The organism is Lelliottia sp. 7254-16, assembly GCF_002922995.1.
Classification (GTDB): Bacteria; Pseudomonadota; Gammaproteobacteria; order Enterobacterales; family Enterobacteriaceae; genus Enterobacter; species Enterobacter jeotgali.
Window position 1 is genome coordinate 22,995 of sequence record NZ_PQVS01000003.1, and the last position, 15,573, is coordinate 38,567.

19 protein-coding genes are annotated in these 15,573 nt (G+C 55.1%); 15 read left to right on the forward strand and 4 right to left on the reverse strand.

Annotated features, from left to right (window positions below; all coding sequences use genetic code 11):
- Positions 1-158 precede the first annotated feature (158 nt).
- The 7 genes from rutA to rutG are packed head-to-tail and all read left to right on the forward strand — an operon-like array spanning position 159 to position 5,593.
- Entirely contained in the window at positions 159-1,250 is a 1,092-nt protein-coding gene (gene rutA / locus C3708_RS04995; RefSeq protein ID WP_103948673.1) for a pyrimidine utilization protein A, read from the forward strand.
- On the forward strand, positions 1,250-1,942 hold the full coding sequence (rutB, locus tag C3708_RS05000; RefSeq protein ID WP_095281527.1) for a pyrimidine utilization protein B: 693 nt from the start codon (positions 1,250-1,252) through the stop codon (positions 1,940-1,942). Before rutA ends, rutB begins: the two co-directional genes overlap by 1 nt.
- Before the next feature lie 11 nt (positions 1,943-1,953).
- Entirely contained in the window at positions 1,954-2,340 is a 387-nt protein-coding gene (gene rutC, locus C3708_RS05005; RefSeq protein WP_095281526.1) for a pyrimidine utilization protein C, read from the forward strand.
- Positions 2,341-2,347: 7 nt separating this feature from the next.
- Positions 2,348-3,148, forward strand: coding sequence for a pyrimidine utilization protein D (rutD, locus tag C3708_RS05010; protein WP_103948674.1), 801 nt, complete (start codon positions 2,348-2,350; stop codon positions 3,146-3,148).
- Positions 3,149-3,739 carry a malonic semialdehyde reductase gene (locus C3708_RS05015; protein WP_103948675.1) on the forward strand — a complete coding sequence of 197 codons (591 nt, stop codon included), beginning with the start codon at positions 3,149-3,151 and terminating at the stop codon, positions 3,737-3,739. It abuts the gene before it with no gap.
- 9 nt (positions 3,740-3,748) lie between these two features.
- Positions 3,749-4,243 (forward strand): NADH-dependent FMN reductase RutF, encoded by a 495-nt coding sequence (gene rutF, locus C3708_RS05020; RefSeq protein ID WP_095281523.1) that lies wholly within the window; start codon positions 3,749-3,751, stop codon positions 4,241-4,243.
- 21 nt (positions 4,244-4,264) lie between these two features.
- A complete protein-coding gene (gene rutG, locus C3708_RS05025; protein WP_095281522.1) occupies positions 4,265-5,593 on the forward strand; it encodes a pyrimidine utilization transport protein G in 1,329 nt (442 codons plus the stop codon).
- A gap of 95 nt (positions 5,594-5,688) precedes the next feature.
- Here rutG and C3708_RS05030 read toward each other — a convergent pair whose 3' ends face one another.
- Both C3708_RS05030 and C3708_RS05035 read right to left on the reverse strand, forming a co-directional pair.
- Positions 5,689-6,609 carry a DMT family transporter gene (locus C3708_RS05030; RefSeq protein WP_103948676.1) on the reverse strand — a complete coding sequence of 307 codons (921 nt, stop codon included), beginning with the start codon at positions 6,607-6,609 and terminating at the stop codon, positions 5,689-5,691.
- Positions 6,610-6,748: 139 nt separating this feature from the next.
- On the reverse strand, positions 6,749-6,925 hold the full coding sequence (locus tag C3708_RS05035; protein WP_095281520.1) for a general stress protein: 177 nt from the start codon (positions 6,923-6,925) through the stop codon (positions 6,749-6,751).
- Positions 6,926-7,316: 391 nt separating this feature from the next.
- Here C3708_RS05035 and wrbA point away from each other — a divergent pair, with 391 nt between their 5' ends.
- Both wrbA and C3708_RS05045 read left to right on the forward strand, forming a co-directional pair.
- Positions 7,317-7,913: an NAD(P)H:quinone oxidoreductase gene (gene wrbA, locus C3708_RS05040; RefSeq protein WP_095281519.1), complete on the forward strand. Its 597-nt coding sequence runs from the start codon at positions 7,317-7,319 to the stop codon at positions 7,911-7,913.
- A 19-nt stretch (positions 7,914-7,932) separates the two neighbouring features.
- Positions 7,933-8,160 carry a YccJ family protein gene (locus C3708_RS05045; RefSeq protein ID WP_095281518.1) on the forward strand — a complete coding sequence of 76 codons (228 nt, stop codon included), beginning with the start codon at positions 7,933-7,935 and terminating at the stop codon, positions 8,158-8,160.
- 32 nt (positions 8,161-8,192) lie between these two features.
- Here the strand turns inward: C3708_RS05045 and agp are convergent, their stop codons facing one another.
- Positions 8,193-9,434, reverse strand: a complete 1,242-nt coding sequence (agp, locus tag C3708_RS05050; protein WP_095281517.1) for a bifunctional glucose-1-phosphatase/inositol phosphatase — start codon at positions 9,432-9,434, stop codon at positions 8,193-8,195.
- A gap of 147 nt (positions 9,435-9,581) precedes the next feature.
- On the opposite strand from agp, the gene C3708_RS05055 reads away from it, so the two are divergent.
- Complete coding sequence (locus tag C3708_RS05055; RefSeq protein WP_095281516.1) at positions 9,582-10,022, forward strand: helix-turn-helix domain-containing protein; 441 nt, start codon at positions 9,582-9,584, stop codon at positions 10,020-10,022.
- Between the two features lie 160 nt (positions 10,023-10,182).
- Positions 10,183-10,977 carry an SDR family oxidoreductase gene (locus C3708_RS05060; protein ID WP_103948677.1) on the forward strand — a complete coding sequence of 265 codons (795 nt, stop codon included), beginning with the start codon at positions 10,183-10,185 and terminating at the stop codon, positions 10,975-10,977.
- Here the strand turns inward: C3708_RS05060 and C3708_RS05065 are convergent, their stop codons facing one another.
- Positions 10,978-11,337: a helix-turn-helix domain-containing protein gene (locus C3708_RS05065; RefSeq protein ID WP_103947922.1), complete on the reverse strand. Its 360-nt coding sequence runs from the start codon at positions 11,335-11,337 to the stop codon at positions 10,978-10,980. It lies immediately after the preceding gene.
- Between the two features lie 100 nt (positions 11,338-11,437).
- Between C3708_RS05065 and C3708_RS05070 the strand changes: the two genes are divergently transcribed.
- The 4 genes from C3708_RS05070 to C3708_RS05085 all read left to right on the forward strand — a co-directional run bounded on the left by C3708_RS05070 (position 11,438) and on the right by C3708_RS05085 (position 15,570).
- Positions 11,438-12,187, forward strand: coding sequence for an SDR family oxidoreductase (locus C3708_RS05070; RefSeq protein ID WP_095281513.1), 750 nt, complete (start codon positions 11,438-11,440; stop codon positions 12,185-12,187).
- Positions 12,188-12,229: 42 nt separating this feature from the next.
- The gene (dgcJ, locus tag C3708_RS05075; protein ID WP_103948678.1) at positions 12,230-13,831 is read left to right on the forward strand and encodes a diguanylate cyclase DgcJ; all 1,602 of its coding nucleotides are present in this window, start codon (positions 12,230-12,232) and stop codon (positions 13,829-13,831) included.
- 87 nt (positions 13,832-13,918) lie between these two features.
- On the forward strand, positions 13,919-14,239 hold the full coding sequence (locus C3708_RS05080; RefSeq protein WP_103947924.1) for a metalloregulator ArsR/SmtB family transcription factor: 321 nt from the start codon (positions 13,919-13,921) through the stop codon (positions 14,237-14,239).
- 44 nt (positions 14,240-14,283) lie between these two features.
- Positions 14,284-15,570, forward strand: a complete 1,287-nt coding sequence (locus tag C3708_RS05085; protein ID WP_103948679.1) for an arsenic transporter — start codon at positions 14,284-14,286, stop codon at positions 15,568-15,570.
- The last annotated feature ends 3 nt before the right edge of the window (positions 15,571-15,573 follow it).

Here is a 15,573-nt window from a genome sequence, read left to right on the forward strand (position 1 = left end):
TATCTTTTCAACAACTATCAGTTAACACGTTAATAACATTGTGCTTTTCAAAACTGGCATCCCCTTTGCAAAACCCTTATCACGAGGCTGAACAGGAAATGCAGGATGCAGCGCCACGTCTGACTTTCACCCCACACTGAGATGAAGAGAGGTTCGTGATGAAAATTGGCGTATTCGTCCCTATCGGCAACAACGGCTGGCTAATCTCCTCCCACGCGCCGCAGTACATGCCGACCTTCGAGCTGAATAAAGCCATTGTGCAAAAGGCGGAGCATTACCATTTCGACTTTGCGCTCTCGATGATCAAACTGCGCGGCTTCGGCGGCAAAACCGAATTCTGGGATCACAATCTGGAGTCTTTCACTCTGATGGCGGGTCTGGCGGCGGTGACGTCGCGCATTCAGATCTACGCCACCGCCGCCACGCTTACCCTGCCTCCGGCGATTGTGGCGCGGATGGCATCGACCATTGACTCCATCTCCGGCGGGCGCTTCGGCGTGAATCTGGTGACCGGCTGGCAAAAACCAGAGTACGAGCAGATGGGCCTGTGGCCGGGCGATGAGTATTTCTCGCGTCGGTATGACTATCTCACCGAATACGTGCAGGTCCTGCGCGATCTGTGGGGCACCGGCAAGAGCGATTTCAAAGGCGACTACTTCACCATGAATGACTGTCGCGTCAGCCCGCAGCCCTCCACACCGATGAAGGTAATCTGCGCCGGACAGAGCGACGCGGGGATGGCATTTTCCGCGCAACATGCAGATTTCAACTTCTGCTTCGGGAAAGGCGTCAACACCCCCACCGCCTTCGCCCCCACCGCCGCACGCATGAAAGAGGCGGCGGAAGTGACCGGGCGCGATGTCGGATCTTACGTGCTGTTTATGGTCATCGCCGACGAAACCGACGAGGCCGCACGCGCCAAATGGGAGCACTACAAGACGGGAGCCGACGAGGAAGCCCTGAGCTGGTTAACGGAGCAGAGCCAAAAAGATACCCGCTCCGGGTCAGACACCAACGTGCGCCAGATGGCGGACCCGACCTCGGCGGTCAACATCAATATGGGCACACTCGTCGGGTCTTACGCCAGCGTCGCGCGGATGCTCGATGACGTCGCCAGCGTGCCGGGTGCCGAAGGCGTGCTGTTAACCTTTGATGATTTCCTTATGGGCGTTGAGACCTTTGGCGAGCGCATCCAGCCGCTGATGCAGTGCCGCGCACATATCCCGGCGCTGACGCAGGAGGTGGCGTAATGATTTCATTAGATGCACGCCCGGAAGCCATCGCTTTTACGCCGGAACAGAGCGCGCTGATTGTGGTGGATATGCAAAACGCTTACGCAAGCCAGGGCGGCTATCTGGATCTGGCCGGATTTGACGTCTCCGCCACCCGACCGGTTATCGACAATATCAATATCGCCGTTGCCGCCGCACGCGCGGCGGGAATGCTGATCGTCTGGTTCCAGAACGGTTGGGACGATCGCTACGTTGAAGCCGGTGGCCCCGGCTCGCCAAACTTCCATAAATCCAACGCCCTGAAAACCATGCGCAAACAGCCAGAACTGCAGGGGAAACTGCTGGCAAAAGGCGGCTGGGATTATCAGCTGGTCGACGAACTGGTGCCGCAGCCTGGCGATATTGTGCTGCCGAAACCGCGCTACAGCGGCTTTTTCAACACCCCGCTCGACAGCCTGCTGCGCAGCCGTGGCATTCGCCATCTGGTGTTTACCGGCATTGCGACCAACGTCTGTGTGGAATCGACCCTGCGCGACGGCTTTTTCCTCGAGTATTTCGGCGTGGTGCTGGCAGACGCCACGCACCAGGCCGGGCCGGAGTTCGCGCAGAAAGCCGCCCTGTTCAATATCGAAACCTTTTTTGGCTGGGTCAGCACCGTCGCCGAGTTCTGCGATGCCGTCTCCCCGCCGTCGTTAGCCCGTATCGCTTGAGGAGCAATACTATGCCGAAATCCGTGATCATTCCCGCTGGCACCAGCACGCCGATTGCGCCCTTTGTGCCTGGCACGCTCGCCGATGGCGTGGTGTATGTCTCCGGTACGCTGCCCTTTGATAAAGAGAATAACGTGGTCTGGCCCGACGACCCAAAGGCACAAACCCGCCACGTTCTGGAAACTATCAGAAGCGTTATCGAAACGGCGGGTGGCACGATGGAGGATGTGACCTTCAACAGCATCTTTATCACCGACTGGAAAAATTACGCCGCGATTAACGAAATCTACGCCGAGTTTTTCCCCGGCGACAAACCGGCGCGATTCTGCATTCAGTGCGGGCTGGTGAAGCCAGAAGCATTGGTTGAGATCGCCACTATTGCGCACATTGGGAAGTGAGGTTGCCATGAAAATATCGCTTTCACCGCCCCCTTTTGTCGATGCGCCAGTCGTGGTGCTGATCGCCGGGTTAGGCGGCGGTGGCAGTTACTGGCTGCCGCAGTTAGCGGTGCTGGAGCAGGAGTATCAGGTGGTGTGCTACGACCAGCGCGGGACCGGAAATAACCCCGAAGCGTTGCCCGAGAACTACTCTGTGGCACAGATGGCAGACGAGCTGTATCAGGCGCTGGCACAAGCAGGCATATCGCGCTTTTGCGTGGTCGGCCATGCGCTCGGTGCGTTGGTCGGGCTGCAAATGGCGCTCGATCGCCCTGAGTCTGTCAGCGCACTGGTATCAATCAACGGCTGGCTGAAGCTGAACGCCCATACTCGCCGCTGTTTCCAGATCCGCGAACGCCTGCTGCACGCGGGCGGTGCACAGGCCTGGGTGGAAGCGCAGCCGCTGTTCCTCTATCCCGCCGACTGGATGGCGGCCCGTGCGCCGCGAATGGAAGCGGAAGAGGCGCTGGCCCTCGCCCACTTTCAGGGAAAACCCAATCTGCTTAAGCGTCTCCAGGCGCTTAAGCATGCGGATTTCAGCCGGGATGTGGCGCGTATTCGCTGCCCGGTACTGGTTATCTGCTCTACTGACGATCTGCTGGTGCCCGCCGTTTGTTCCACCGAATTGCACGCCGCGCTGCCCCACAGTGAAAAGGTGGTGATGCGCCAGGGCGGACACGCCTGCAACGTCACCGATCCCGAGACGTTTAACACGCTGCTGCAAAACGGGCTGGCCAGTCTGCTGCATGCACAAGAAAGGGTTTTATAGATGAGCGAAGCCATCAATCCAATCGCGTTAAAAACGCTGTTTACCGAGGCGCGCACGCACAATGGCTGGCAGGATATTCCGGTCAGCGATGAGATGCTGCGCGAGATCTACGACCTGATGAAATGGGGGCCGACGTCCGCCAACTGTTCTCCCGCGCGGATTGTGTTTATCCGTACGCCGGAAGGTAAAGAGAAACTGGCCCCGGCGCTCTCCAGCGGCAATCTGGCGAAAACCCTGGCCGCGCCCGTCACGGCGATTGTCGCCTGGGACAGCGAGTTTTATGAGCGCTTGCCGGAACTGTTTCCCCACGGCGATGCCCGCAGCTGGTTTACCTCCAGCCCGGAGCTGGCGCAGGAGACGGCGTTTCGCAACAGCTCGCTGCAGGCCGCGTATCTGATCTTCGCCTGTCGCGCGCTGGGGCTGGATACCGGGCCGATGTCAGGCTTTGATCCGCAAAAAGTGGATGCGGCCTTTTTCACCGGGACCTCTCTTAAAAGCAATCTGCTGATCAACATCGGCTACGGCGACGCCAGCAAAGTTTATGAGCGTCTGCCGCGTCTGACGTTTGAAGATGCCTGCGGGCTGGCGTAAGGAGCAAACATGAACGTACCGGATCAACAAACCTTTCGCGACGCAATGGCCTGCGTCGGCGCGGCGGTGAACATTATCACCACTGACGGTCCTGCCGGTCAGGCCGGATTTACCGCCAGCGCCGTGTGCAGCGTGACCGACTCTCCACCCACCCTGCTGGTGTGCCTGAATCGCGGCGCGTCCGTCTGGCCAGCGTTTAACGAAAACCGCACCCTGTGCGTCAATACGCTGAGCGCCGGGCAAGAGCCGCTATCGAACCTGTTTGGCGGCAAAACGCCGATGGACCAACGCTTCGCGGCGGCAAACTGGCAGACAGGAGAAACTGGCTGTCCACGGCTCGAAGACGCGCTGGCGTCATTTGACTGTCGCATCAACCAGATAGTCAGCGTCGGCACGCACGACATTCTTTTTTGCGACATTGTATCGATTACACGCCACCCCGCGCCGCAGGGACTGGTGTGGTTTGATCGCGGCTATCACGCACTTTTGCGACCCGCCTGTTAACCCTCCTTAAGGAGACAGCTCATGGCTTTGTTCGGTTTTCCCCACTGGCAGTTGAAATCGACCTCCACTGAACGCGGCGTGGTCGCGCCGGATGAAAGACTTCCCCTGGTACCCACCGTGGTGATGGGCGTCCAGCACGCGGTCGCGATGTTTGGCGCAACGGTGCTGATGCCTATTCTGATGGGGCTTGATCCTAATTTATCGATTTTAATGTCGGGCATCGGCACGCTGCTGTTTTTCTTCATCACCGGTGGGCGCGTGCCGAGCTATCTGGGATCGAGCGCTGCCTTTGTCGGCGTGGTGATCGCCGCCACGGGTTTTAACGGTCAGGGAATCAACCCGAATCTGAGCGTCGCACTCGGAGGGATTATCGCCTGCGGGTTGGTCTACACCCTGATAGGCGTTGCCGTGATGAAGATGGGCACCCGATGGATTGAACGCCTGATGCCGCCGGTCGTTACTGGCGCGGTGGTGATGGCGATTGGCCTGAATCTCGCGCCGATTGCGGTTCGAGGGGTGTCTGCATCGTCTTTTGACAGTTGGATGGCCGTAATGACGGTGCTGTGTATCGGCCTGGTGGCTGTATTTACGCGCGGGATGATTCAGCGGCTGTTGATTCTGGTCGGGCTGATTGCGGCGTGTCTGGTCTATGCCCTGATGACCAGCGTTTTCGGCCTCGGCAAACCGGTTGATTTTTCGCTGGTGCAAAATGCCGCGTGGTTTGGCCTGCCGCACTTCACATCTCCCACTTTTAGCGGACAGGCGATGATGCTGATTGCTCCCGTGGCAGTGATTCTGGTGGCGGAAAACTTAGGCCATCTGAAAGCAGTCGCCGGAATGACCGGGCGCAATATGGACCCGTACATGGGCCGCGCGTTTGTCGGTGACGGGCTGGCCACGATGCTGTCGGGTTCGGTCGGTGGCAGCGGCGTGACAACTTACGCCGAAAATATCGGCGTGATGGCCGTGACCAAGGTGTACTCCACGCTGGTGTTTGTCGCTGCAGCGGTGATTGCGCTGCTGCTGGGCTTCTCACCGAAATTTGGCGCGCTGATCCACACCATTCCAGCCCCGGTTATCGGCGGTGCATCGATTGTGGTGTTTGGCCTTATCGCCGTGGCGGGTGCGCGAATCTGGGTGCAGAACCGTGTTGATCTCAACCAGAACGGCAACCTGATCATGGTCGCTGTCACGCTGGTGCTGGGTGCGGGTGATTTCGCGCTGACCATCGGCGGCTTTACGCTGGGCGGAATTGGCACGGCCACCTTTGGCGCGATTTTGCTGAATGCGTTGTTGAGTCGCCGGACGGCGGAGATCTCTCAGGCTGAGGTAGTACGCCAGGATTCTTGATGGAGCCGGTTGTTTGTGCCGGGTGGCGGCTTCGCCTTACCCGGCCTACGTTTCTTTTGTAGGCCCGGTAAGCGCAGCGCCACCGGGCAAAAATCTCAGGATTCCTGGTTTACAGTCGCGTTGTCAGTTTGCGACAGTGTCTTTTTCTTTTTTAACTTTAACTCACTCACCAAAACGCCCACCACAATAAACGCCGCACCAAGCAGGGCCAGCATCGGCAAACGCTCGCCCGCAAGGCGACCGAAAATCCCGGCCCAGACCGGTTCGCCGGTGTAGATGACCGTCGCGCGCGTCGGGGAAACGCTGCGCTGCGCCCAGTTCATTGTCACCTGGATAATGGCGCTGAAAATACCCAGACCTAAAGCCACGACCACCAGCCCGGTGGACATGGGTGGAACGGATTCACCTGCAGGAACCATCGCCACAAATGCGACGATTGACGCAGTTGCAAGCTGTACAACGGTCACGCGTTTGACGTCCACTTTTCCGGCCCAGGCGCTGATCAAAATAATTTCTACCGCAATCGCCACCGCGCCGATCAGCGTGATGATTTCACCCGGCCCCATCGCCAGCAGATTGTCCCCCGGTCCGGCGAGAAAAATGAGGCCGATAAATGCCAGTACGATACCTACGCAAGACATCAGCCCCGGCATTCTGCCGAGACACAGCCATTGCAATAGCGGCACCAGCGGAACGTACATCGCGGTAATAAATGCGGATTTACTGCTGGGAATGGTCTGTAAACCCCAGGTCTGCAGGCTGTAACCCATCGCTATCGACACCCCAATCGCCACGCCGGCCTGCAGTTCTTTCATCGTTAGCCCGCGCAGGGTTTTCAGTGAGAAAAGCGCCACCACAAGCGCCGCCGTGGCAAAACGTAGCCCGACGAAGAAAAACGGATCGCTGAGCGTCACGGCATACTGTACGGCGAGGAAGGTTCCGCCCCAGAACATGGTGATCAGAATCAGGATCGCTTCCTGAGGTTTGATGGAGAAGGCATAACGAGAGGAGGACATGGGACACCGACAGCAAGAGTTAATCCGCTAGTGTGCGATGCCTTTGGTTACAGTTCAATGTTGCACAAATAAAAAAACCGCCGGGAGTCCCGGCGGCAGGGGGATATTTCAGGTTGGGTGACACTGAAATGGAGAACAACTAACTTTTATTGTTGCTCCCGTGGCTATTTTTGCCCCCTTTTTTGCCAGCTTCAGATGCACGCTGCGGGTCATTCTTGAAGTTGCCCCCGCTCTGCTGGCCACCTTTACGACCTGCTTCTGATGCTCTGTCACGGTCTTCAGCGAAATTACCTGACCCACCACGATGGTTTGCCATCTCTAACCTCCAGAGTGTGAAACATTAGACATCATACTGCATTCAGTAAAAGAGGATTCTTTCACCTGACGGCACAAGGCCAGAGCCTTTGTCTGCGCCGCGTGAAACTAAGCTTAGTGGAATGAGCCGATCCAGCCAGTAAACGGTAATATTCTGCAACATGAAATCAGCCGTTCGTGTGAGATCTTGCCGCCGTCACCAATAAGCTCCTCTTATCATTCAGAAAAGCCGACTCGCTAAAAATGTTTCATATTGCTACAAAGAAAGCTCCTAAATATCTTGTTATAAATCAAAGAAATGGCTTTAAGATTTGCAGTCTGGCCGAGGCGTCTTATCTTTAAATGAACGCAGCGATTCGCTGCCAGAAACCACAATCGAGGAGTGATGCAAGATGGCAAAAGTTCTGGTGCTCTATTATTCCATGTATGGACACATTGAAACCATGGCTCATGCGGTGGCGGAAGGCGCTAACAAAGTGGATGGGGTTGAGGTCGTGGTTAAACGCGTACCAGAAACCATGAATGCCGAAGCGTTCCTGAAAGCCGGAGGCAAAACGCAAAATGCCCAGCAGGCGACGCCACAAGAACTGGCCGACTATGACGCCATCATCTTCGGCACCCCAACGCGATTCGGCAATATGTCCGGGCAAATGCGCACCTTCCTGGATCAGACCGGCGGGCTGTGGGCTTCCGGCGCACTGTACGGGAAACTCGCCAGCGTCTTTAGCTCAACCGGGACCGGTGGCGGCCAGGAACAGACGATTACCTCAACCTGGACGACCCTTGCGCACCACGGGATGGTGATTGTGCCCATCGGATACGGCGCGCAGGAATTATTTGATGTTTCACAGGTTCGTGGCGGTACCCCGTACGGTGCCACCACCATTGCTGGCGGCGACGGTTCGCGTCAGCCAAGCCAGGAAGAGCTGGCCATCGCTCGTTATCAGGGCGAGCACGTCGCGAGCCTCGCTAAAAAACTGAACGGCTAACCTCAACAGGAGGACAAGCATGCCAACTCAAGAATCTAAAGCTCATCACGTCGGTGAGTGGGCAAGTTTACGCAATACCTCTCCAGAAATTGCCGAGGCCATCTTTGAAGTCGCGAAATATGATGAAAAGCTGGCGGAGAAAATTTGGGAGGACGGGAGCGATGAAGTGCTGGTCCGTGCCTTCGATAAAACAGACAAAGACTCGCTCTTCTGGGGCGAGCAAACCATCGAACGTAAAAACGTCTAATCGTTCCCCCCGCAGTAGCGGGGGGTTTTACCTTACTTCGCCGCGTCATTCATCAGCGTATTAAACTTATCAATCGGGCAGAATCCGTTGGTATCCACCGGACAGCCTTTCAGTTCGAGCGTCACACGCTGCGCCGGAGATTTCAACGACAGCACATCGGCGTTCCGCAACTGCTCTGAGCTTTGATAGACATACTCAATTTTCATCAGCTCACGATTCGCGTTTTTATCATGCCAGCGCTGGAAGACAATCTTCCCGCCAATCGGCGTACGCTCGTGCTGGTCATGCAGCTGATACGGTTTGAAGTCCAGCGCCGTCAGCAGCGACGCGATGTTTGAATCATGCCCCACCAGCACGGTGATTTTTGGCGCTTTCGCCTGATCGGTCACCAGTGCGTTATCGATGTATTTCACCAGCGGTTTGGCGACGTTACGCGCCACTTCGGTGGAGGTGAACAGAGAATCCTGATAGCCATTTTTCAGCTGTGACAGCACGCGCCACTGCTGGTCAGTTTTGATTTCGCCCCATGCCACCTGATCCAGCGGGAAGCCTTCGTAATATTGCAACGTGAACGCATCCACCAGTGAGTTACCCACTTTCAGCGGGCCGGAGACGCTCGGTTCTTTTTCATAATCGGCGGTAAAGGTGTCTTTGGCTTCCGTCAGAGAACACACTTTTTTCTCTTTGCAGGACGGGGAGTCGGTGTATTTGGTGATCTGCTCCAGTAGCTTGTAGCTCTCATCCAGCTTCATGCCCTGACGCTCGGTTTCCATCGCTTTGACTGCTTTTTCGCGGAACTCCGGTGAATTGTCGGTGATCACCGGGTTGAAGGTTGGGTCCATCGTGCCCATTTTTTCCTGATGGTGAACCGGAACATCACACCCTGGGAAGGCGCCAGTGATAAAGAATTGGGCGGTTGCGACGGTACGCTGCAAGCTGTTGGCATAGGTGTACACCGCGTCTGCCGGTGGACATTCTCCGGTGGTCACCATCCCCTGCTCGGCCAGCCATTCACGCATGTAATGGCCCATGTACACTTCGAGCACGCCACCTTTAGTGGTGAGCTGCCCGCCTGGGACATCCCACTCAGGCCATTTACCCGGCGTTGACTGTTCCAGCACGCTGCCGTTGTTCGCCAGAGGGGCGCGCAAGTTGTGGCGGCTCATGATTAAAACCTGCTGTAGCTGATAGCCTTCCGGGGCCGTTTGCGCCTGCGCGCCAGAGGTCATTGTTAAAGTGCCAGCCACTGCGATAGCAAGTAGTGCTTTTCTCATCCCTTTATCCTCAGAGTTTATTTTCGTCAAACTGATTGTGACAGATTGATGACAAATTTCCGGGAACCATTTCTCAAAGTGATAGATAACGCTTTTTACGGCAGCGAAAAAAGGTTTTATAATAAAACTATCAACCGAGGAGCCAGCGTGAAACGAACCCGTCTTGAAGAGAGTACCTGTCCTGTCGCCCGTTCGCTCGATATTATCGGCGACTGGTGGTCGTTGCTGATCGTACGCGACGCCCTGCGTGGGCTGAAGCGTTTTGGGGAATTTCAGAAAAGCCTCGGGATCGCCAAAAATATGCTCGCCACCCGCCTCAAATTGCTGGTAGAAGAAGGCATCCTGATTTTACAGCCCGCCTCCGATGGCAGCGCCTGGCAGGAGTATGTGCTGACCGAAAAAGGCCGCGCTTTGCAGACGGTACTGGTGGCGTTATCCCAGTGGGGCAATGAACATTTGTTTGCCGAAAACGAGCTGGGCAGCGTACTGGTGGACGCAGAACATCGTCAACCGCTGCGTAAACTGACGCTTATCGCTCAGGATGGCCGGGAACTGGCGCCGGAAGATGTGATCCCGAAACTTCCCTAACCCTTCTCTTTCAGTCTCTTAGACACAGTTTCCTGTCCGCCCTGAGCGCAGATCAAAAATAATTTCCGTCAGTTGGTTGCATTATAAAACCAAATATCTCACAGTAAATTAGGTTTCATATTGAAACCAATTAACCCACTTTGCTTTGAGGTAACACGCAATGACTACCCAACACTCTACCGCGTTGATCACTGGGGCATCATCCGGCATTGGCGCAGTGTATGCCGATCGTTTCGCCGCCCGAGGCGTTAATCTGGTACTGGTTGCTCGTCGGGAAGATCGCCTGAACACCCTGGCATCACAGCTTCGCGAGCAGTATGGCGTTAATGTCGAGATTCTGGTCGCCGATCTGACGCAGGAGACGGGGATCCGCGCCGTTGAGGAAGTGCTGCACAGCAATACGGCGATCGATTCGCTGGTCAATAACGCTGGCACGGCGCAAATGGCCCCGTTCCTCGCCAGCGACGCGGCCTCGCACCAGGCCATCAATACCTTAAATACCACGGCCCTGATGCGTCTGACGCTGGCGATCCTGCCGCGCCTGGCACAGAACAATCGCGGCACGCTGATTAATATCGCCTCGGTGCTGTCGATTCACGCGCGGGCGGGCAGTGCCCTGTATAGCGCCACCAAAGCCTGGGTGCTGAACTTTACGCGTGGATTACAGGAAGAGTTTGCCGACACTGGCGTGCGTATTCAGGCGGTGTTACCTGCCGCAACTGCGACGGAGATTTGGGAAATTTCAGGCGTTTCCATGAACGATCTGCCGGAAGGTTCGGTGATGACCACGGATGATATGGTGGATGCGGCACTGGCCGGGCTGGATCAAGGTGAACTGATCACGATTCCACCGATGCATGATGTGCAGCTCTGGGAGCGGTATGAAGAGGCGCGTCTGGCCCTGTTCAATAGCGCGCGGACCGGCGTTCCGGCGCCGCGCTATCTGACGCGCTAATTAACGTTCCAGCTGGTCGCCATATTCCCGCATCCAGGCGGCCAGCGGGGAGAGCGCGCTCTGTAGCGTAAGTCCTAAATCCGTTATCTGATATTCCACGCGCGGCGGAATCTCCGGAAAGATCGTCCGCGACACCAGCCCACGCTGTTCAAATAAACGCAGCTGTTTGGTCAGCTCTTTTTGGGTGATCGGTGCAGCCGCGCGAAGCAGATCGCCAAAGCGCACCGGGGCATTGAGGACGATCAGCCGATACAGAATGGGGATCGCCCATTTGCCCGAAATCAGGCTGACAAACTGGGTCATCGGACAGGATTCAGTCGCAGAATTTTTTTCACACGTCGGGTCGAGTATTTCCGCCATAGCACACCGTTCGCCTCATTAGTATCCAAATGGTACCTGGTTTCTTTTGGATACTAACGTTTCTATAGTGCTTTCTCCAGTGACATTTCAGGAGATAAACATGGGTCGTTTAGCAGGTAAATATACGCTTATTACGGGTGGCACCAGCGGCATCGGTCTGGCGACGGCGCAGGAGTTTATCGCCGAAGGGGCACACGTCGCGGTGACCGGACGTAACCCGGAAACACTGGCCGAGGCGCAACGAATTTTAGGGGATAACGCCTGGGTGATCGCCACCGACGCCGGTGATATTTCCGCGCAACAGCAGCTGGCAGACACCCTCGCCACTCGCTGGTCACGGCTGGATGCGGTGTTTATCAACGCCGGAGATGTGACGCACGGTCTTATTGAGGAGTGGCGCGAGGAGGCGTGGGATCGGCTGATGAGCATTAATCTAAAGGGTCCCTTCTTTCTGGTTCAGGCGCTGCTGCCGCTGCTGAACAATCCCTCTTCGGTGATTTTGTGTGGCTCGGTTAGCGCCCGCATCGGCCTGCCCACCAGCAGCGTTTATGCCGCCAGCAAAGCCGGACTGTTATCCCTGGCGAGAACGCTGTCAGCGGAATTACTGCCGCGCGGGGTTCGCGTTAACGGCTTAAGTCCTGGGCCGGTTGCTACTCCAGCGCTGAACAAACTGGGGCTGAGCGAAGAGGCGCAGAAAGCGCTACAGGGTGATATCGCAAGCCTGGTTCCGCTTGGGCGGATGGGCACGCCAACGGAACTGGCGAAGGCCGCGCTGTATCTGGCGTCCGATGAATCAAGCTATACGGTGGGAACAGAACTGTTGGTTGATGGCGGAACCGGCAGTTTGTAACACACAACGCGCTGATATCACCGATATCAGCGCCACTGAAGAATGTTGAGGGTCAAATTCTTACGATCGCTGAGATGCTATACTTTACGAAATTTCTTAGGTGGTATTACAGGGGAGTTATCCATCTTGTCACAACGTAAATATATCAGTGCGGCGATTATTATTATTGCCTGCACAACCTCAATTTTCGCCGCCCTTGTTTTACATGAAGTAAGAAACCTTCAAAACTATATGGGATATATTGCCGAAAACGGCAAGTCTGCGCTGTTCCATGAAGAGTTCATCAATCAGGATATCGCCTTTCGCTTATCCCGCGCCTTTTCTAAACAGGCAGATTCAGGCTCGTATGGCGAGGAAAAAGCCAAATTACTCTGCCAGCACATTGAAACGGTCGGCGCCATTTTCGGTTTTAATCTGGTGGCAAGAACCATCGTTAACCTGGAGGGCACCCTTCAGACACGAAATAAAGCCTGCGAAGCGTGGAGCCGGGATGTGCCCGCCCTGCCCGTCATCAATGAGATGGAGACCGCTGCTTCGTCCAAATACAGCTTTTCCAACTATACGGGCTACGAGTTTAATAACACCCGCTATTATATTGACCTCGCGCACAACTATATTTATATCAACCATCTGGTGAACACCTTTGACTACGCCTTTAACAACTGGCTAGTTGCCGATGACAACAGGATAAATATTGTGCACAGTGCGCACACTATTACCATTGATGATAACGCGCTGGAAGATCTGATCCAGGGCGAGAATATTGTGACGCATATTTATAACGATGGTTATACGAAGCAAAATATTATCAGTATGATCACGCCAGTATTCCTGGACGGAAAAATCAAAGGGCTGCTGATCACCGACATTACTGTTCACGATCTGGCCACCTCATTCATTACTCCAGATCGCCCTTTATTGTGGAAATTTCTCTCCCTGTATGTCACCGACAATACCACCGGCGGGAATATCATCTTCCATAAGCCAATACTGAAGTCGCGGGATATCATTAATTATAAAGATGATATGACGCAGTACTACACCTTGCATGCGAAGCTGGACGCGATTTATGTGGTGATGGCAAATATCTGGCTGGTGGTGCTCTATGTCTTAGCCACCTGGCTGATGCTGCGATATGCGCGTCAGCAATTTAACCGCCAGAGATCGCTGTCGCGGGATAATATTACCGACGCCATGACCGGGCTTTATAACCGCAAAGTGATTACCCCTGAGCTGGAGCAGATTATTCGTTCAATCGTAGAGCGAAATATTCCCGTGACAGCGGTGGCTATCGACAGCGACGGACTGAAAAGAATCAACGACACATTAGGCCATCACATGGGCGATAGAGCGATTCAGTTCCTGGGCCTTGCCCTGGCGCAGTCAATCCGTAAAAGTGATTATGGAATACGTCTGGGTGGTGATGAATTTGCCCTGATCCTCATTGATTCTAACCTCGCTAAAACGCGCGATGTGATTGCGCGCGTTCAAGAACAGTTGCTCTCCATTGATCCAGAAAAACTGGTCTCCTTCTCCTGGGGGGGCTATCAGTTGCAGCGCGGAGATACCCTGGAAACAGCAATGCACAAGGCGGACGAACTGTTATATCAGCATAAACGCAGCAAATATGAGGAGCGGCGTTAGGCGTTAACCTCAATCTGATCCCAACGCTTTCAAAGATTACACATATGGTTTAGCATATGTGTAATCACACTAACGTTGAGACTGAAAATGCTACATCCTCTTCAGCTGTTCAAAACGCTCTCCGATGAAACAAGATTGTCTATCGTGCTGTTGCTGCGTGAGTCTGGCGAGCTATGCGTCTGCGATCTCTGCGCGGCAATCGGAGAATCTCAACCCAAGATCTCGCGCCACATGGCGATATTACGTGAGTATTCGCTCGTCAGCGATCGTCGCGAAGGAAAATGGGTTTACTACCGCCTGTCACCCAACATGCCTGCGTGGGCTGCTACTACTATCGATACCAGCTGGAACTGTCTGCGCGAAGAAACGCGTGAAAAGATAAAATCATTGTCGCCAGGAAAGTGTTAAGCCCCCCTGATACATTCACTTATTCAGATGTAATGGAGTACGCCATGCTTTTGGCTGGAGTTATTTTTTTGTTCACCCTGGTTCTGGTTATCTGGCAACCAAAAGGGCTGAGTATCGGCTGGAGCGCCTCCCTGGGCGCGGTTCTGGCTCTGGCGTGCGGAGTTATTCATATCGGTGATATTCCCGTGGTCTGGAATATCGTCTGGAATGCCACCGCCACTTTTATTGCCGTCATAATCATCAGCCTGTTGCTGGATGAGTCCGGTTTCTTTGAGTGGGCGGCGCTGCACGTTGCTCGCTGGGGCAAGGGTCGAGGACGACTGTTATTCACCTGGATTATTCTGCTGGGCGCTACCGTAGCGGCGCTGTTTGCCAACGATGGCGCAGCCTTAATTCTGACACCCATTGTTATTGCCATGCTGCTGGCGCTGGGTTTCAGCCCCCAGGCGACGCTGGCCTTCGTAATGGCCGCCGGGTTTATTGCCGACACCGCCAGCCTGCCACTGATTGTGTCGAACCTGGTGAATATTGTCTCAGCCGATTTCTTCAATATCGGATTCACCGAATACGCATCGGTTATGGTGCCGGTCGATATTGCCGCCATCGCCGCGACGTTAGCGATGCTGCACCTGTTTTTCCGCAGAGATATTCCTTCGACCTATGAATTAGCGAAGGTAAAAGTCCCAGCGACCGCCATTAAAGATCTGGCCACCTTCAGAGCGGGCTGGGTAGTTCTGCTGCTTTTATTGGCCGGATTCTTCGTCCTTGAACCACTGGGATTACCTGTTAGCGCAATCGCCGCTACGGGTGCTCTGATTTTATTCGCCGTCGCGAAGCGAGGACATGCGATTAATACGGGAAAGGTCCTGCGCAACGCGCCCTGGCAGATTGTGATTTTCTCACTGGGCATGTATCTGGTGGTCTACGGCCTGAGGAATGCTGGTCTCACTCGCTCTCTGTCTGACGTGCTGAATACTCTGTCAGAGCATGGGCTGTGGGTGACGACACTGGGCACCGGTTTCATTACAGCGCTCCTGTCATCGGTGATGAATAATATGCCGGGCGTATTAATTGGCGCACTGTCGATTGACGGCAGCCACGCGACGGGCGTCATCAAAGAGGCGATGGTGTATGCCAATGTGATTGGCAGCGATCTCGGGCCAAAAATCACGCCAATCGGTAGCCTGGCTACGCTGCTCTGGCTCCACGTCCTTGCTCAGAAAAATATGACCATCACCTGGGGGTATTATTTCCGTACAGGGATCATCATGACGCTGCCCGTCCTGTTAGTGACGCTCGCCGCACTGGCGCTGCGTCTCTCTTTCGCTTAACCA